This window comes from Candidatus Bandiella woodruffii (assembly GCF_034359465.1).
GTDB lineage: Bacteria > Pseudomonadota > Alphaproteobacteria > Rickettsiales > Midichloriaceae > NDG2.
The window spans coordinates 213,752-230,632 of the sequence record NZ_CP110820.1; the positions used below are offsets into that span (position 1 = coordinate 213,752).

Annotated in this window: 18 protein-coding genes and 1 pseudogene; 7 read left to right on the plus strand and 12 right to left on the minus strand. The window is 34.2% G+C overall.

Features of this window, described 5'->3' with window-relative positions:
• Nucleotides 1–203: 203 nt before the first annotated feature.
• Nucleotides 204–823 (plus strand): annotated as a pseudogene (locus Bandiella_RS01295) (IS5 family transposase); the annotation flags it as partial.
• Here the strand turns inward: Bandiella_RS01295 and Bandiella_RS01300 are convergent.
• The 5 genes from Bandiella_RS01300 to Bandiella_RS01320 all read right to left on the minus strand — a co-directional run bounded on the left by Bandiella_RS01300 (nucleotide 800) and on the right by Bandiella_RS01320 (nucleotide 3,641).
• Nucleotides 800–1,168, minus strand: a complete 369-nt coding sequence (locus tag Bandiella_RS01300; protein ID WP_323733369.1) for an IS1 family transposase — start codon at nucleotides 1,166–1,168, stop codon at nucleotides 800–802. The pseudogene Bandiella_RS01295 and the gene Bandiella_RS01300 overlap by 24 nt on opposite strands.
• Entirely contained in the window at nucleotides 1,072–1,545 is a 474-nt protein-coding gene (locus Bandiella_RS01305) for an IS1/IS1595 family N-terminal zinc-binding domain-containing protein (protein ID WP_323732418.1), read from the minus strand. The genes Bandiella_RS01300 and Bandiella_RS01305 overlap by 97 nt, the downstream gene beginning before the upstream one ends.
• Nucleotides 1,546–1,563: 18 nt before the next feature.
• Nucleotides 1,564–1,788 carry a transposase-like zinc-binding domain-containing protein gene (locus Bandiella_RS01310; RefSeq protein ID WP_323733075.1) on the minus strand — a complete coding sequence of 75 codons (225 nt, stop codon included), beginning with the start codon at nucleotides 1,786–1,788 and terminating at the stop codon, nucleotides 1,564–1,566.
• Between the two features lie 18 nt (nucleotides 1,789–1,806).
• The gene (locus tag Bandiella_RS01315; protein WP_323733076.1) at nucleotides 1,807–2,121 is read right to left on the minus strand and encodes a hypothetical protein; all 315 of its coding nucleotides are present in this window, start codon (nucleotides 2,119–2,121) and stop codon (nucleotides 1,807–1,809) included.
• Between the two features lie 182 nt (nucleotides 2,122–2,303).
• Entirely contained in the window at nucleotides 2,304–3,641 is a 1,338-nt protein-coding gene (locus Bandiella_RS01320) for an amino acid carrier protein (RefSeq protein WP_323733077.1), read from the minus strand.
• A 131-nt stretch (nucleotides 3,642–3,772) separates the two neighbouring features.
• On the opposite strand from Bandiella_RS01320, the gene rpsU reads away from it, so the two are divergent.
• Nucleotides 3,773–3,982 carry a 30S ribosomal protein S21 gene (gene rpsU / locus Bandiella_RS01325; RefSeq protein WP_323733370.1) on the plus strand — a complete coding sequence of 70 codons (210 nt, stop codon included), beginning with the start codon at nucleotides 3,773–3,775 and terminating at the stop codon, nucleotides 3,980–3,982.
• A 45-nt stretch (nucleotides 3,983–4,027) separates the two neighbouring features.
• The gene (locus tag Bandiella_RS01330; protein ID WP_323733078.1) at nucleotides 4,028–5,380 is read left to right on the plus strand and encodes a sodium:solute symporter family protein; all 1,353 of its coding nucleotides are present in this window, start codon (nucleotides 4,028–4,030) and stop codon (nucleotides 5,378–5,380) included.
• Between the two features lie 18 nt (nucleotides 5,381–5,398).
• Here the strand turns inward: Bandiella_RS01330 and Bandiella_RS07435 are convergent, their stop codons facing one another.
• Both Bandiella_RS07435 and Bandiella_RS01335 read right to left on the minus strand, forming a co-directional pair.
• Entirely contained in the window at nucleotides 5,399–5,779 is a 381-nt protein-coding gene (locus Bandiella_RS07435) for an IS1 family transposase (protein WP_407651267.1), read from the minus strand.
• Nucleotides 5,692–6,117, minus strand: a complete 426-nt coding sequence (locus Bandiella_RS01335; protein ID WP_323732464.1) for an IS1/IS1595 family N-terminal zinc-binding domain-containing protein — start codon at nucleotides 6,115–6,117, stop codon at nucleotides 5,692–5,694. The genes Bandiella_RS07435 and Bandiella_RS01335 overlap by 88 nt, the downstream gene beginning before the upstream one ends.
• Before the next feature lie 160 nt (nucleotides 6,118–6,277).
• Here Bandiella_RS01335 and udk point away from each other — a divergent pair, with 160 nt between their 5' ends.
• Together udk and Bandiella_RS01345 are read left to right on the plus strand one after the other, a co-directional pair.
• Nucleotides 6,278–6,904 carry a uridine kinase gene (gene udk / locus Bandiella_RS01340; RefSeq protein WP_323733079.1) on the plus strand — a complete coding sequence of 209 codons (627 nt, stop codon included), beginning with the start codon at nucleotides 6,278–6,280 and terminating at the stop codon, nucleotides 6,902–6,904.
• A gap of 4 nt (nucleotides 6,905–6,908) precedes the next feature.
• On the plus strand, nucleotides 6,909–8,135 hold the full coding sequence (locus Bandiella_RS01345; RefSeq protein WP_323733080.1) for a NupC/NupG family nucleoside CNT transporter: 1,227 nt from the start codon (nucleotides 6,909–6,911) through the stop codon (nucleotides 8,133–8,135).
• Between the two features lie 320 nt (nucleotides 8,136–8,455).
• On the opposite strand, the gene dnaJ is transcribed toward Bandiella_RS01345, so the two are convergent.
• Complete coding sequence (gene dnaJ / locus Bandiella_RS01350) at nucleotides 8,456–9,610, minus strand: molecular chaperone DnaJ (RefSeq protein ID WP_323733081.1); 1,155 nt, start codon at nucleotides 9,608–9,610, stop codon at nucleotides 8,456–8,458.
• A 523-nt stretch (nucleotides 9,611–10,133) separates the two neighbouring features.
• Between dnaJ and Bandiella_RS01355 the strand changes: the two genes are divergently transcribed.
• A protein-coding gene (locus Bandiella_RS01355) for an IS5 family transposase (protein WP_458693267.1) occupies nucleotides 10,134–10,897 on the plus strand; the annotation gives its coding sequence in 2 pieces (ribosomal slippage) (nucleotides 10,134–10,494 and nucleotides 10,494–10,897; 765 coding nt in all).
• Between the two features lie 148 nt (nucleotides 10,898–11,045).
• A protein-coding gene (locus tag Bandiella_RS01360) for an IS5 family transposase (protein ID WP_458693264.1) occupies nucleotides 11,046–11,809 on the plus strand; the annotation gives its coding sequence in 2 pieces (ribosomal slippage) (nucleotides 11,046–11,406 and nucleotides 11,406–11,809; 765 coding nt in all).
• Here Bandiella_RS01360 and Bandiella_RS01365 read toward each other — a convergent pair.
• The 4 genes from Bandiella_RS01365 to Bandiella_RS01380 form a co-directional block, all read right to left on the minus strand.
• Nucleotides 11,796–12,044 carry a transposase-like zinc-binding domain-containing protein gene (locus Bandiella_RS01365; protein ID WP_323733083.1) on the minus strand — a complete coding sequence of 83 codons (249 nt, stop codon included), beginning with the start codon at nucleotides 12,042–12,044 and terminating at the stop codon, nucleotides 11,796–11,798. The two genes, Bandiella_RS01360 and Bandiella_RS01365, sit on opposite strands and share 14 nt — an antisense overlap.
• Nucleotides 12,045–12,612: 568 nt before the next feature.
• Nucleotides 12,613–14,226, minus strand: a complete 1,614-nt coding sequence (locus Bandiella_RS01370) for a hypothetical protein (protein ID WP_323733084.1) — start codon at nucleotides 14,224–14,226, stop codon at nucleotides 12,613–12,615.
• A gap of 30 nt (nucleotides 14,227–14,256) precedes the next feature.
• Nucleotides 14,257–14,862: a hypothetical protein gene (locus Bandiella_RS01375; RefSeq protein ID WP_323733085.1), complete on the minus strand. Its 606-nt coding sequence runs from the start codon at nucleotides 14,860–14,862 to the stop codon at nucleotides 14,257–14,259.
• Between the two features lie 128 nt (nucleotides 14,863–14,990).
• A complete protein-coding gene (locus tag Bandiella_RS01380) occupies nucleotides 14,991–16,880 on the minus strand; it encodes a tetratricopeptide repeat protein (protein WP_323733086.1) in 1,890 nt (629 codons plus the stop codon).
• Between the last annotated feature and the right edge of the window lies 1 nt (nucleotide 16,881).

Consider the following 16,881-nt stretch of genomic DNA (forward strand, 5'->3'; position numbering starts at 1 on the left):
GGGGTGGGGCATTTAGGAGTGTGCTTTTGTATAATCCTCATTACTCATAACCTGAGTTTTGGATAAGGAGTAAAAAGAAGGTAATAGGTTAGCTTAAGGTTGAAAAAACAAAAAAAGAAAGCCTACTATGAAATATACCTCTAGATAGTGTCGTCATGAGATTTGTGGTATAATATGAAAGAAAAGATAAATCAGGAGTAAAAATGGATTTAGGGCTACATAGGCATGATATAACAGATAATATGTGGGATTTGATAAAGGATCATTTGCCAGGAAGGGAAGGTACGTGGGGAGGTTTGGCACATAATAACAGAAGATTCATTAACGCAGTATTTTGGATATTAAGAACAGGTTCTCCCTGGAGAGATTTGCCTTCAGAATATGGAGGATGGAAAAATACACATAAAAGATTTTGCAGATGGAGAGACAAAAGGATATGGGAGGCTTTATTGGAGATATTTGTGAAAGAACCTGATATGGAATGGTTAATGATAGACGCAAGTCATAGTAAAGTGCATCCACATGCTTCAGGTGCAAAAGGCGGCAATCAAGATATGAGTCGTACAAAAGGGGGCTCAATACAAAGATTCACCTTGCCGTGGATTCACATGGTATGCCACTCAAAGTTATTGTCACAAAAGGCTCAGAAGCTGATTGCAAGCAGGCTGTTAATCTTATTGAAGAGATGAAAGCTGAGTACTTACTAGCCGACAGAGGGTACGATGTTAATTACATAATTGACCACGCCCAAGAATTGGGCATGAGAGTTGTTATTCCTCCTAAAAAGAACAGCAGAGTGTTAGCCAAAGATAGATATAAAATTGCCCTGCTCACTTAGGAAATTATTGTTATCCTCAAAATGTAGCCAGAGCTTAATCGTAAGATCGACAACTTCTTCAGATTTTGAAACTACCTTTGTTTTTCTGGTCATTCTTGCAATTCTGTGCCTTGTGTTTGAGTTATTGGACTCAATTGAGAGTGTATGTTGTTTGCCAACAACATGTTGATGGCGAGGTATAACCTCTGAATAAACAGACCAATCGTCTGTGTAATAAGTGCAATTATCTCTACTTATGATTTTCCACAATTTTCTAAAGGTTGTAACGTTACGCTTACCAACCACCCAGGCAACAACTCTCTTGAGCTCCCTACTATAGGCTTTCCATATCCATAATTTGTTTTTTTTGAATCTACAAAATGCCACATCTCATCTATTTCAACTTCTCTCAATTCTTCCGGCACTGTTGGTCTTGGTATCTTTTTAGCATACAGTATTATCCACTTATATACGCTAGTATGAGCTACTTTAAATAATTTCCCTAGCCATCTAAAGCTACTTTTTCCCATGCTGTACAATAACACTGCCAGAGCCTTCATCTCTGGCGAACAGCCTCTTAATTTAGTGCTTGTAAAATTACATCCACACTCTTTGCATTTATACCTTTGCATACCCCTAATATTACCATTCTTAACGTATTTACTGCTACTGCATTTTTTACACTCTGTATTCATATTTCTATTTTCTTTGTTGCTCGCTATATTCATTTTAGCATCTTATCTATCTTATGGCAACACTCCCCTTTTCCCCATGCTGTACAATAACACTGCCAGAGCCTTCATCTCTGGCGAACAGCCTCTTAATTTAGTGTTTGTAAAATTACATCCACACTCTTTGCATTTATACCTTTGCATACCCCTAATATTACCATTCTTAACGTATTTACTGCTACTGCATTTTTTACACTCTGTATTCATATTTCTATTTTCTTTGTTGCTCGCTATATTCATTTTAGCATCTTATCTATCTTATGGCAACACTCCCATATCTTTACCTTGCTCTGCTTTTTTTTCATCACTTAATTCATCTGTACGAGATTGCACTTCTTTAATTTCAGCATCGACTGGCTGAGCTTTATCGCTTTGAATATTTTTGAAATCTTGTATTATATCAAAGATTTGTTGATGTGAAAAATCTTGAAAAATTTCTTCAGATTCAAGCTTACCGTTGCTTTTTTTATTTGATATAACACCGTTATATACAATTTTATCCTGGTTTGAAAATATCAATCCATCATTTCCGTCAAACCTTTTTTTCACACATTCACCAGTGTTTTTGATCAATACTATCTCCCTTATATCAACATTACTGAGTATGCTTTTATATACTTTATAGGCCACAAATATCAAACAAACGCTCCCAATTAAAATTACGAGCAATTTTAGAAAAAACCTCCTCTGGGTCTGCCTATAATTCCGACTGAAAGACCTTGCCCTCCTCCCTCCACTTTTCTTTTTTTTTCGCTTCATAAGAACTTTATTGATTTTCTCAATTTTAATACACCAAGTATGTTTATAAGCATTAGGAGTCCACCGGAAACACTCATCACAAGTATTACTTGTTCTTGGTTGTAAAAAGAAAAGAAAATGAAGGCAAATATAGAATAGAGAATATAGGCTTTCGTACCATATTTTGGGTGCAGGTATCTAGCACATTTTTGTCCAACCACCAAGTATCCAGTGATGGTTGTGAAACCCGCCAAAACAAAAAGAGCAGCCATAAAATACTCAGCTTTTGGTATATACAATCTCAAAGCACTCGCAACATACTCTGAAGGCTGTAACCCATGAACCTTCCAAAGCCCAGTAACAAGTAATATCATAATGCTGATAGTACATATCAAAGAATCGCTAAACAAAGCAAAAATTGCCATTCTAGCTTGTTTTTCTGGGTGAACTGTTTGAGTCTCACTTTGTATGATCGAATCATAACCTATGCCTATATCCCCAGAATATACGGCTCTTGACATACCATAATGCGCTGCGACGATCATTCCACCAGCTAACATGCCACCAGCTTGAGATTTAACATCAAAAAAAGAGGAGAAAATAAGAGAGGCGATAGCAGGAAGTTCTGCAAAGTGGTCTAAAATAACCCAAACCCCAATTGCCACGTACACAATCATAAATGGTGGCATCATGATGGAGCAAACGTTTGCAAATCTCTTAACCCCTCCAACTGCTGTAAGAAGGACAAAGAACAGCAAAAACCCTATCACAACATATCTGTTAAAAGAAAATGTGTGAGTTAATGTATCTGTTAAAATTAAAAACTGGGAAACTTCTGCTCCGTATATGCATAAAAGTATACACACAAGAATAGGCAAAAGTTTATTGTTAAACGCAACTTTTAGGTAATACATGGGGCCCCCATCGAAACCACCATGATCATTCTTAACGCGATATTTTACTCCCAAGTATATTTCCGAATACTTTACCAGCATTCCCAAAAATGATGCAATCCAAAGCCATACCAAACTTCCAGGCCCACCAATTGTCACAACACTAACCACTGTGACTAAATTACCAAGACCTATCATTCCACCTATAGAAGCAAAATAAAGCTTAAACGGATGTGTCCCTTGTTTATTTTTATCTGCACATACGGATAAATCCTTCATATGCGCAACTGTTTTGAATAATGCGCGTATTTGAAAAAATTTAGAATATATTGTTAGATATATACCTGCAGATAAAATCAGGACAAGACCTAAACAATTCCAAAGAACACCATCCAAGAATGTCATGTAATCCCAAAATCCCCACTGCATAAGAACTTTCAAAACCGCAAAATTTTCCAACATCGAAGTAATACTTATTTTTCCAAGATATTATTGGCATAAAAACAATAAAATCAACAGATATCTCTAACATTATGCAGGAAGTCTATTGATAATTCGCAAAAACTATGCTAATTGTTTCAAATAATCCAATCATGCGGAGTATAATTTTGTCAGAAGTACAAGTAAAGTTCAATAATTTCGAGTATTCATTAAAGGTACTAAAGAAAAAGTTACAGAGGGAAGGCGTTTTTAAAATAATGCGCGAAAAAAGGCATTATGAAAAGCCATCAGAAAAAAAACTTAGAAAAAGAGTAGAAGCTCAAAAAAGGACACACAAGGTGAACAAGGGTTCTTGGAATTAAATTCCTGCTGACAGCTCAAATATATGCTATGGCCTGTAAAAAGTTATGAATTACTACCTTTTAGTACTTTTAGTGGCTTCTCTTGGTGCCTTGTCTTTTTTTGGTTACAGGTCAGCTAAAAAAATAAAAAACTACGATAATTACTTTTTAGCTGGGAGACAATTGGGCATTTTCTCAGTATGCGTTTCTCTCTTAGCAACTCAAATAGGTGGAGGTGTTATTCTGGGAACTTCTCAGGCATCTTATAAATATGGCATCTATGGCATCTTTTATACGTTTGGATTATCCCTAGGGCTTATAGCAGTGGCATTTTTTGGCGCAAAACAGCTACGTGAAAAAAATGTTGCAACTGTGGCTGAATTATTTGAAAAAGAATACAATTCCGTTTTTCTAAAAAAAATCGCATCAATCATTTCTATTACCTCTCTTTACGGAATATTGATTTCTTTGATTATAAGCACCAAAGGTTTTCTTGTAGCGTTTGGTATGAAAAATGACTTAATACTGTATGCGTTTTGGGTAATATTACTTACCTATACCATATTAGGAGGGATTAGAGCTGTAGTTTACATCAATATGGTAAAAATAACTCTTATTTTCATAGTCTTCACAAGTGTTATTGCTTATTATGCAATAGAAAGATTTGAATTTTTGCAATTTTCTCTGGATAGTTTGTTGGTCAGTATAAAACCCAAAGGTGAAATATCCTTCAGCGACTACATAATAGTTCCGTTTTTATTTGTTTTTATAGAGCAGGACATGGCACAAAACTTTTTTGCGGCAAAAAACACAAAAGTTGCTTATATCTCAGCATTTTTAGCAGGTGTGTTGCTGCTATTATTCTCATTTATACCGGTAATTTTCGGCGTTGCCGCAAGGAGTATAGGAAATATCCCTGATGGAGCAAATGAAATGATGTTTTTCTTTACACAAACATCCAATGGATTTGTCACTTTAGCAACATCGGTTGCAACGCTTTGTGCCATACTTTCAACTGGTGACGCATTACTCTGCGCAATAAGTTCAAATTTAGCACTAGACTTCAAGACAAAATCAAAAAACAGCTTACTACATACAAGAATAATAACGATTGCACTTGGGGTTGGAGCTATTGCCCTAGCTCATTATTTTAATGATATAATCAAAATAATGCTCATCAGCTATGAAGTTATGGTCTGCACACTTTTCCTCCCAATAGTGACTTCATATTTTAACTTCAAAAACACTACCGCTTTTGCTTATATATCAATTATTTTAGGTATAGTAGGGTTTATTTCATACCAAAAATTTGTAGTACTTTTTGAGCACAACATTTCAAGAGAAATATTTTGCATTCTGTTGGCACTTTTCGCTTTTCCTCTAAGCAGGGTTTACACCTTAAGTCAAGCTAAGAATTGAAAAAAAAATAGGGAGTGTTCATAAATAGATAGAAAGAGCTAAAGCTTTGTTAAAAAATAAAACAAGGGATAATCTTAGCATTTCAGAACACTTGCTAAAGCGTTTAGTCTTGCGATTTAATCTAGCAAGCATATCCCTTAAGGAGGAATTGAAGCTCTCAACCAAACAAGTTTCAGACTTTGTCTGCAGATGTATTTGAGCAATTTTATAATGACAATAGACCTCATACCCATCTGTACACATATAACGAATTTGGTATTTTTCTCCTAGCTCACGAGCTAAATCTACGTAATTTTCTTTATCACCTGAACCTACTTTAAACGCAACAGTTTTGAATCTGTCCCTATCGACAGCAGTCCATATTCTTGTTTTATTCTCTTTTTTTTGACGTATGTATATAGCTCATCCATCTCTAATATCTCTATACGCTTCTTATCTCCCTCTATCTTTTGATTCGTCACCATCTCATCTACTACTTTCCCTGCTTGTTTGATCCAATAAAATACTGTACTTAACGGGATATTTAATATGTGAGCTATCCTCCTAATTCCGCAGTTATTTAGATACATCTTTATCACCATGCTCCTCTCTTTATTACCATATTTCCAATTCTTCCTACCATCTCCTTCTGTAAAGTTTTTATTACAACTCTTACATTTGTATCTCTGCTTTTTCCTTGCATATCCATTTTTTGATACCCCTTTCCCTTTGCAATATTTACATTCTATTTTCTCCATTTTTCCCTTTCTTTTTTTTCCTTCCCTCTCCTTATATCACATTCTTTTCTTCTTTCCTATCCTTTTTAAAACACTCCCCAAGATTTACTTGCAAAGTCTATTGTGTATAATTATTTTTGTGATACATTGCTTGGTGTTTGTTAATTTGATTATGTAAGTTGTGGCAAAAAGCATCATCATAGCTGTTTCCGGTCCTTCAGGTTCAGGTAAAAGTCTCTTTAGCAAAAGCATCTGTAACAGTTTCAATACAGACGAAGCTGAAATCATTAGCGAAGATGGGTATTATAAACATCGTCCCGAACTGTCTTTTGAGGAAAGAAGCGTTCAAAATTACGATCATCCAGATGCATTTGAGCACGAACTATTAACGATACATTTATCGAAGTTAAAGTCTGGCAAATCAATTGAAGTTCCATTATATGATTATGTGTCTCATTTGAGAAAAAATCAGACCTTGTTAGTATCTAGCTGCCCAGTTATTGTACTTGAGGGAATATTGCTATTGGCTGACGAGAAGCTCAGAAATTTGATTGATATAAAGATATATATGGATGCTCCTCTTGACATATGCTTATCCAGAAGAATATATAGAGATTCAGTCGAAAGAGGAAGAGACATCGCATCTGTAATTACGCAATACAACAACCATGTTAGACCTATGTACTTTAAATTTGTGGAGCCTTCAAGAAAATATGCAGACATCATAGTACCAAAAGGTGGGAAAAACAAGGTTGCCATTGAAGTTATACAGGCAAAAATAGGAGAACTAATCCAAAATAAAAAATAACATTATGCAATACGTTCACTGCGCGCTTACAATATTATTAACCTTGTTCATTGCTTTCTTACTAAGTAACGATAAAAAAAGGATTAAAATCAAACTTATATTTTTAGGTTTATTTTTCCAATTCGTTTTTGCCATTGTGTTATTCAAAATACCAGTTATAGCAAAGGTATTTTTAGGGTTCAATCACGTACTTGATGCTATATCGGCATCGACGACGCACGCGACCAGCTTTGTATTCGGTGGGCTTGCTAACCCTCCTGAACAATCTGGCCTCGGATATATACTGGCATTTCAAGGTTTTCCTGTTTTAATCACAATATCAGCCCTCAGTGCTGTTTTAACTTACTGGAAAATACTGCCATTCATAATCAACATATTCTCCATAATATTTAGGAGAATTTTGAATGTTGGTGGGACTCTTGGTTTTGCAGTGTCAGCCAACATATTCTCTGGAATGAGTGAAACGCCATTGGTCATCAACACTTATTTAAGGCGTTTAAGTCATAGCGAAATTTTTTCATTAATGGTGTGCGGAACTTCTGCTGTTGCAAGTTCTGTTATGGTTCTGTACTCAATGATTTTAAAACCCATTATAGAAAACCCTTTGGGTCATATTATAACCTCCGTTTTAATCAGCATACCAGCTGCACTTACAATATCGCGCATTATCATACCAGAAGTATCTGAGGTTTCTGAAGGAAAAGATGCCAATTATTCACCGGCAAAAAACACATTAGACGCTCTTTACACTGGAATTATAGATGGCGGTAAGGTAATCATTACCATACTTGCAATGCTGATTGGTTTTGTTGCTTTAATAGACATCACAAATCAGGCAATTGCTGCAATCAACCCAACAGAGCATAGCGTTACAATTCAAGGAATATTAGGAATGATAATGTACCCTGTTGCTTGGGTGATAGGGATACCTGCACATGAAGCTGGGATTGCTGGTTCTTTACTTGGAACAAAATTGGTGTTAAATGAGATTATATCATTTCAGGAGTTGGTGAGGGTTGGGGCTCAGTTAACATATAAAACCAAGATTATGATGTTATACGCCCTTTGTAGTTTTGCAAATTTGGGCAGTATTGGCGTTATGATTGGTGTTTACGGAGCATTAATCCCAGAACGTAAAAGTGAGGTAATAAAATTAGGATTTAAAGCGATAATTGCTGGCACGCTGGTGAACCTTTCTATCGCAAGTATCATAGGTGTGTTGATAGGTTAAGGCTGTTAAGGCTTTTCAAGTCTCTGTGTTAACGAAATGCCCAGGCTGCAAGAAAAAGGGGGGTGCGATTTAGCATAAGCCGCGCATTCATAAAGCCTGACGGCTTGGATTTTTTACTTGCCAACTTTTAATTTACTCGAAGTATACTCCGATAACTTGAAAAATTGGCGTCAAAATACTTCGGACTTCGCATTTCGTCACGTACTTCTATACGCGCCTCATGCTCATCACTCGTATTCCTCGCTCTTTTCCAAGTTCTCTGTCGTCTATAAATTTGCCAACTCTTGATTTACTAGAGGTATATATGTATCACCAGAGGTTTAGTTATGCTTTTTAATATCAGATACAAAATTTTTCATCTTTGCAAAGAAGCCTTCAGTTTTTGGATTAGCACCAGATTGATGAATCTTATCAAATTCTTCTAACAATTCTCTTTGCTTTGCAGTAACTTTGACAGGCAGTTCAACGCCGATGTTAATGTACAAATCTCCATATTTTGATGTTTGCATAATAGGCATTCCTTTACCCTGCAACCTCAACTTTGCACCAGATTGTGTTCCTGGAGTGATGTTAACTTTTGCAACATTGCCGTCTATAGTTGGGATTTCAATGCTGCCACCCAAAATTGCAGTCACCATCTTTATTGGCACCGAACAATATAAGTTCTCATTCTCTCTTTGATAAAAATCATGAGCCATAATAGAAACATATATATACAAATCTCCTGCAGCCCCCCCTCTAATTCCAGCCTCACCTTCTTTGGCCACCCGGATTTTTGCTCCGTCACTAATTCCAGCTGGAATTTGGACAGATAGATTCTTTTCCTGCTCGTACCGGCCTTGCCCTTTACATTTTACGCATGGATCTTTGATTGTCACTCCGGAACCAGCGCAGTTCACACAAGTCTTTTCTATCATAAAAAACCCCTGTTGATATCTGACCTTCCCAGAACCATGGCAAGTTGAACAGTCCACTGTGCCATTTTTTGATTTTGTGCCGCTCGCATTACATTCACCACAGACACCAGCAACCCTAAACTTAACGTTGCATTTAACGCCAGTGTAAGCTTCTTCTAGGCTAATTTCTGTGTTATACCTAATGTCGGCCCCATTACTATTTTGCCGTTTCGCAGAGCTAGAACCACCTCTTCTACCAACAAAATCACCAAATATGTCCCCAAACACATCCGCAAAATCTTCAAAACCCCCTGCTTGCCCTTGGAATCCTCCACCACCAGCCCTATTGAAATTTTGAGCTCCCTCAGCACCATATCTATCATATGCTGCTCTTTTTTGTTCGTCCTTTAAGACTTCGTATGCCTCGTTAATCTCTTTAAATTTCTTCTCGGACTCTTTATTTCCCTGATTTTTGTCCGGATGATGTTTTAGCGCCAGTTTCCTAAAAGCTTTTTTTATTTCATCAGAAGATGCTTCCCTATTTACACCCAAGGTTTTATAGTAATCTTTTTCCGCCATTAATCAATGCATGTACTAAGTTGTTGGTTCATAAGCATACCTTGTGTTTTTTGCCTATGCTTCTTATGGATTTTACACTCATAAAAACACCCACATCATTTTCAAACATAAGTCGTTTAACACCTAAGTATACTTCATATATCTTGCAAGCCACATATACTCCACTAACTTAAAAATTGGCATCGTCTACACATTTTTAAAAATTGGCATCGTCTACACATTTTGCCAATTCTCAGTTTGACTTGAGGTATAATAAAAGTTGATGTTATCATTTTCGCACTCTTGGATTTTGTTGCGTACTATTTTGTACGCTCCACATGCTTGACAATGAATTCCTCATCAATTTTTAGTACCTTGAGTATATAGCAATAGATAATATAAATATTTTATATATCAAGTTAAAATCACTAAATATTTTCAGAGTGTTAGCCAAAGATAGATATAAAATTGCCCTGCTCACTTAGATAGTGTCGTCATGAGATTTGTGGTATAATATGAAAGAAAAGATAAATCAGGAGTAAAAATGGATTTAGGGCTACATAGGCATGATATAACAGATAATATGTGGGATTTGATAAAGGATCATTTGCCAGGAAGGGAGGGTACGTGGGGAGGTTTGGCACATAATAACAGAAGATTCATTAACGCAGTATTTTGGATATTAAGAACAGGTTCTCCCTGGAGAGATTTGCCTTCAGAATATGGAGGATGGAAAAATACACATAAAAGATTTTGCAGATGGAGAGACAAAAGGATATGGGAGGCTTTATTGGAGATATTTGTGAAAGAACCTGATATGGAATGGTTAATGATAGACGCAAGTCATAGTAAAGTGCATCCACATGCTTCAGGTGCAAAAGGCGGCAATCAAGATATGAGTCGTACAAAAGGGGGCTCAATACAAAGATTCACCTTGCCTTGGATTCACATGGTATGCCACTCAAAGTTATTGTCACAAAAGGCTCAGAAGCTGATTGCAAGCAGGCTGTTAATCTTATTGAAGAGATGAAAGCTGAGTACTTACTAGCCGACAGAGGGTACGATGCTAATTACATAATTGACCATGCCCAAGAATTGGGCATGAGCGTTGTTATTCCTCCTAAAAAGAACAGAATCACCCAGAGAAAATACAATAAAGATTTATACAAAATAAGGCATATTGTAGAAAACACCTTTCTTCATCTTAAAAGATGGAGGGGAATTGCAACCAGATATGCTAAAAATTCAGCTTCTTTCCTTGCCGCAATTCAGATTAGATGTTTATCTCTTTGGCTTAAAATCTCATGACGACATTATCTAGGAAATTGGGAGCGTTGAAAGATAAAATAAGGATAAATGTGATGGTTTGATTTAAGGAAGTTTGGACCATGGTCTAGATAGTGTCGTCATGAGATTTGTGGTATAATATGAAAGAAAAGATAAATCAGGAGTAAAAATGGATTTAGGGCTACATAGGCATGATATAACAGATAATATGTGGGATTTGATAAAGGATCATTTACCAGGAAGGGAAGGTACGTGGGGAGGTTTGGCACATAATAACAGAAGATTCATTAACGCAGTATTTTGGATATTAAGAACAGGTTCTCCCTGGAGAGATTTGCCTTCAGAATATGGAGGATGGAAAAATACACATAAAAGATTTTGCAGATGGAGAGACAAAAGGATATGGGAGGCTTTATTGGAGATATTTGTGAAAGAACCTGATATGGAATGGTTAATGATAGACGCAAGTCATAGTAAAGTGCATCCACATGCTTCAGGTGCAAAAGGCGGCAATCAAGATATGAGTCGTACAAAAGGGGGCTCAATACAAAGATTCACCTTGCCGTGGATTCACATGGTATGCCACTCAAAGTTATTGTCACAAAAGGCTCAGAAGCTGATTGCAAGCAGGCTGTTAATCTTATTGAAGAGATGAAAGCTGAGTACTTACTAGCCGACAGAGGGTACGATGTTAATTACATAATTGACCATGCCCAAGAATTGGGCATGAGAGTTGTTATTCCTCCTAAAAAGAACAGAATCACCCAGAGAAAATACAATAAAGATTTATATAAAATAAGGCATATTGTAGAAAACACCTTTCTTCATCTTAAAAGATGGAGGGGAATTGCAACCAGATATGCTAAAAATTCAGCTTCTTTCCTTGCCGCAATTCAGATTAGATGTTTATCTCTTTGGCTTAAAATCTCATGACGACATTATCTAGCCATCTAAAGCTACTTTTCCCCATGCTGTACAATAACACTGCCAGAGCCTTCATCTCTGGCGAACAGCCTCTTAATTTAGTGCTTGTAAAATTACATCCACACTCTTTGCATTTATACCTTTGCATACCCATAATATTACCATTCTTAACGTATTTACTGCTACTGCATTTTTTACACTCTGTATTCATATTTCTATTTTCTTTGTTGCTCGCTATATTCATTTTAGCATCTTATCTATCTTATGGCAACACTCCCTTATCTGTTATATCATGCCTATGTAGCCCTAAATCCATTTTTACTCCTGATTTATCTTTTCTTTCATATTATACTACAAATCTCATGACGACACTATCTAACTCCCACACCTTTTATTTCTTTACAACCTATATCCTTGCCATAATATTCATAAAAAAAGACCAGCATAACACCTAAAAACGCAATTAAAGCTCGCTTCTTCATCAATTCCTTTTTTTATTCTTTGTTGCTTTTTTCATAGAAACTTTGCCAACATCGTTTCACTTCTCTTTTCTCTTTCTCTATTCTTGCCATATCTCTTTAAATCTATAGAATGCGTACCTATTATAGCCCATTTCTTCCATGCCAAAAATACATTCCCTACCTGTTTTGCCAATTCTAGCAATCCTAGTTTTGCCTTATTTATTTTCTCTCTCTATGTTATTTGTTTTTTACTCTTATTCATTATGTTATCATGTTTTATATGTGTCTGTTAGGTGATATCTTCTCTATTACAAATAGATGCGACAAAGACGTTTTATGCAAGCAGTCTATTTATAATTTTAGGCCTATCTCTAAAGAACAACCATTTTTTTTATTGTCATTATGCCAATAAATAAATTTTATAACTATATCATTATCTCTCATTCTTACTGGGATAACATCTATGCCGATTATTTTTTGTAATTTACTGTTTTCTATACTAGTTATTTGGATATTATTATTTTTTTTATTATGTCCTTTTATATTCATATATCGAAGACCTATATAAGGCTTCATTTGCTCTAATATCTTGCTAGATATATTTATTTTTTTACCTACTACAAATTCGTTGTTATAATAAAGCTCTCTATGTTCAGAATTTATATTTCTGTTTCCATACATAGAAAGTGCATTAAAGTAGTAATCTTTTAATGCCCCTTTATATAGGATTGCAGCTATAGTGTCTTTGTATTTTTTATTAAAGGTAAGTTCTTTTTCCAAGTATAGATAGATTCCTAGATTCTCAAATCTAATGATACCATATGCATTGCTTACATTGTATCTATAATTTCTATACGAATCTAATTTGTGTTTATATTTTGTCCATCTATGCCCACACCCAATTGTATAATCTATATCAGGACTATATAGTCCTGTATAATTAAAATCTAAAATCAAGTTATTTGATAAATAATTATTACCAAGGTCTAGTATGTCAATTGGTGAATTATTAAAATTATCTAGCGTATATACATCTGACATATAATCAAAATTATTATACGAGACGCTGCTCTTAATAAATTGAGTAGCTTTGATATTAAGTAGTTTGCTGTACTTAATATTATGCTTGAACTGCTTACTATAACTTTTTATTTCATAATTTAATCTACTATTTTTAAGTAACATATCATTATAACCCATTGCAAAATAATTTAATCCAGAATGTTTAGGCTCCCCCTCTTCTATTACAAAAGCTTTCTTACCTGTATTTAAGCCTAGGTCTGTTGATAGATTTTTTAGATCTAACGATAAAGTACCGTACAATGCCAATTCATTCTTTTCATCATAGTTATCAAAAGTCAGCTTAAGTGAATTAGGATATATGTTGCGATTGATATAGTTAATGTATGCAAAAGCCTTGCACACATTAAAAGGGCTTATACTTTCAATGTATTTTGCATAATCCATTAATATATCATTATAGTGATCATATTTAGTTAAAATGACTTTTAATTTGATGAGATTACCCTTTTGCTCCTTACAAGGATTAGCAAAATCATTAGAGGTTAAGTCGATTTCATTTCTTATTATTTTCTCTTTTGCGCTTTGTAACTTTTCAATGACAGATATATTCTGCCTCTTCCTCAATCCTTCTTTTAACTCTTTTATATAGTAAGAACTACAAATTTCTTCTTTAGTGCTACTTAAATGTGGGCTAGCACTACAAAAAGGCTTATTTTTATAATTTTCTAAATAAACTAAGGGCGTGTATTTATTTGATGTTAAGTTATCATTTTTTTGCTTGCACAGTTTATCTATAGTATAGGATAAAAATTTTGATGTAGAGCAGTGATACTTATCATTATTCTTGTTTTTATGTAAAATGGTATATAGCTTTGCGTTACATTCAAAAGTAGTAATGTTTAAAATTATGCTATAAACGGCGATAAGTTTGTAACTTCGCATTAAATGCCGATGAATTAAATTGGTAAGACGCTAAAAATTACATATTGTATTATCAGCTAATACAGAAATATTTAAACAAGTTTCATAAGCTAATATTAAAGATTCTTCTGAAAAAAAAGATTCTTGATTGTAATCAGATAGTGAAAATATTTCGCATACTAGGTTTATGAATTCAGGTACTTTATTATGCGTAGCAAATATACTTTGGCCTTCTTCGCTACAAACTAATTGCCTCATCATTATTTCATAGTTCTTAATATACCGATCAAAAATAGTAAATATTTTAGGATTAATATTTTCTACTTCAGGACACTTATGGTATCCATAGAAAGTTTTGTCTATGAAAGTATCAAACTCACTATTTTGGTTTATATAGTCGAAAGATATAACTAGGTCGCTTTTTGTATATTGCCTTGGACAGTGACTACTAAGCGCTATTTCATAACCTACTGTCTGATTGTAACTTTTATCTTTTAAAATATCTCGCAACGCAAAGTACATAAATTCTAGATATGAAGAGCTAATTATTATATTTTCTTGCGTTACCTTTTTATATTTTTCAACTAAATAAATTGTTGGATGAAAATGATTGTTTTTTATACCTATCTCGTTCATAAATAATCTGGTCACTTTCATACAGTCAAAAAAAAAATTCACCGACCTTCTTCGATACTATCTTGTCATCGTAGTGCCGTATGTAATCACTAATTTCTGAATTCATTTGCTTTTTTATTTCATCAATATACATAACTATTTCTATAAATTTACAAATCTACCTTGGCACAAGGTGTGTAATTTACTGAGTCTGTGTTATTGCTAAATAAATGAAATAAAAAGTCTTCTTCAAACAAATCAGAAAGAACAGGTGGCGTGTAGTGACTATCAACGTAATCAAAGTTATGAAGATGCTGAAGTGTAAGTACGCAATCATCATCTATCTTTCCCTCTTTATAAATTGTATAGGCACAATCTAGCAATACTTTATCATCAGGATTTTTTTCTAAAATTTCCCTTGCAATTTTTTTAGCCTCAGATTTGTTTTGAGATAGACACTTCCCATTTAAACGATCAGTAGCTTCAAGATATTTAAAATACACATCCTCTTTTTTATTCAAGAAAACATCCCGGACATTGATGCAATTTTTTGTATGTAGATTTATGACTAATTCTATATAAGAGGTGTCATGTAGGTTTTCTTTTGCAGCTTTGATATGATGATGTGCTTTATTTATATTGTTATCATTCGTTAAGTTTAGCACAGCTAGAGTATAATGCGCCAAGCCTTTAATGTGCATATTTTCAGTTAATAGAGTATTTAAGCAATTTTCCGCCAGCTCTTCATTTTTTTGTACAAAAAGCCCATGCATGTGAAAGAGACAGATTGAGTATTTCGACAATGGATCGATTTTAGAATACTGCAAAAAATAGTTATATGCTTGTTCGTACTTACCATCTCTCAATGATATAGCTCCTAAAATATAGTAAGCCTCTATACTTTCATTTTTTAATGATTCCAGTAAGTACTTTTTAGATTCCGTATAGTTACGATCAGCATAATAAATTTTACCCAAAAATAGATTTGCTTGAGCGTAACCTTTTTCTATCGATATTTTTAAAAGCTTTATAGCAAAATCATGATGTAATTTTTCTCTAAGATTTTTATCTATAGGTTGGTTACCCATCGTTTTATCAAGCTGCATTCTATCTATTATTTGAACTGACTTATTATCAATCACTCTTTTATAATAAGACATATAGCCCAATATCGCTAACGCATGTCCATCTAAACCATGGTATTCTGCCTCTTCTATTACAATAATTTTGTCTGATCTTAAGTCTTCCTTATCTATTAAGGGAGATAATTTTAATAAACTAATGATTTTAGTCGAGTACGCACTCTTACTTGCTAAATAATGCAAAAAATTTTTTAACTTATTTTTTTCTGTTGCGTTTTTTATGTCAAAATAAAAAAAAGCAACAATATATAATGCATTCTCGTCTAGCCCATCATATTCTTCTATAGAATCAATATATGTAGTTAGACGATTAATGTCTTTAGATAGTAAATATAGACTATAAATGGAAGGTAAATGCCATTTCTCAGCGCCAGCTTTGAAAAATTCCAATGCTTTAGTATACTCTCTATTATGTTTATACAACAGACCCAATCCATGCATAGAAGATAAATGATTTTTACCAATCTCTAGGTATTTTTGCTTTTGCTCTAGATTGCTCTGCGAATACGCTAAATAATAAGAGTAATCTGGATTATTTTCTAAGAATTTTTTAGGGACTTTCTCTAAGTATAGAAACTCATTGTAATACTGATCATTCAAATTTTTGTACAGTTTTTTTAAAAAATCAGGTACATAGAAATATTGCTCTAAGATTTGTTTAAAATAATTACTATAATTATAATGCTCTTTTATTAAAATTTGATTTATTTGATCGTCTTCACCAAAAAGCTCTTCCATTAACATTAAAGCTTTTTCACAATAACTAGAGTCGCACTTGTAATAAAGCTCTAGTTTGCACATATTATTATCGTAGTTCCCGCTCTCTTTATAATATTCTATAGCTAAGTCTCTTTTTACCTTTTTTGAATGAGGATTTTTTCTTAATCTCTCTTCCAGAGCTCTGATAATTGCTTCCATG

Excerpts from the sequence above, each read along its gene's own strand:
- Bandiella_RS01365 (WP_323733083.1), bottom strand. The coding sequence starts at position 12,044 with ATGAATATAGCGAGCAACAAAGAAAATAGAAATATGAATACAGAGTGT.
- dnaJ (WP_323733081.1), bottom strand. The coding sequence starts at position 9,610 with ATGGCGGAAAAAGATTACTATAAAACCTTGGGTGTAAATAGGGAAGCA.
- Bandiella_RS01375 (WP_323733085.1), bottom strand. The coding sequence starts at position 14,862 with ATGAAAGTGACCAGATTATTTATGAACGAGATAGGTATAAAAAACAAT.
- Bandiella_RS01335 (WP_323732464.1), bottom strand. The coding sequence starts at position 6,117 with ATGGAGAAAATAGAATGTAAATATTGCAAAGGGAAAGGGGTATCAAAA.
- Bandiella_RS01370 (WP_323733084.1), bottom strand. The coding sequence starts at position 14,226 with ATGCGAAGTTACAAACTTATCGCCGTTTATAGCATAATTTTAAACATT.
- Bandiella_RS01380 (WP_323733086.1), bottom strand. The coding sequence starts at position 16,880 with ATGGAAGCAATTATCAGAGCTCTGGAAGAGAGATTAAGAAAAAATCCT.
- Bandiella_RS01305 (WP_323732418.1), bottom strand. The coding sequence starts at position 1,545 with ATGAATATAGCGAGCAACAAAGAAAATAGAAATATGAATACAGAGTGT.
- Bandiella_RS01310 (WP_323733075.1), bottom strand. The coding sequence starts at position 1,788 with ATGAATATAGCGAGCAACAAAGAAAATAGAAATATGAATACAGAGTGT.
- Bandiella_RS01320 (WP_323733077.1), bottom strand. The coding sequence starts at position 3,641 with ATGTTGGAAAATTTTGCGGTTTTGAAAGTTCTTATGCAGTGGGGATTT.
- rpsU (WP_323733370.1), top strand. The coding sequence starts at position 3,773 with ATGCGGAGTATAATTTTGTCAGAAGTACAAGTAAAGTTCAATAATTTC.
- Bandiella_RS01330 (WP_323733078.1), top strand. The coding sequence starts at position 4,028 with ATGAATTACTACCTTTTAGTACTTTTAGTGGCTTCTCTTGGTGCCTTG.
- Bandiella_RS01345 (WP_323733080.1), top strand. The coding sequence starts at position 6,909 with ATGCAATACGTTCACTGCGCGCTTACAATATTATTAACCTTGTTCATT.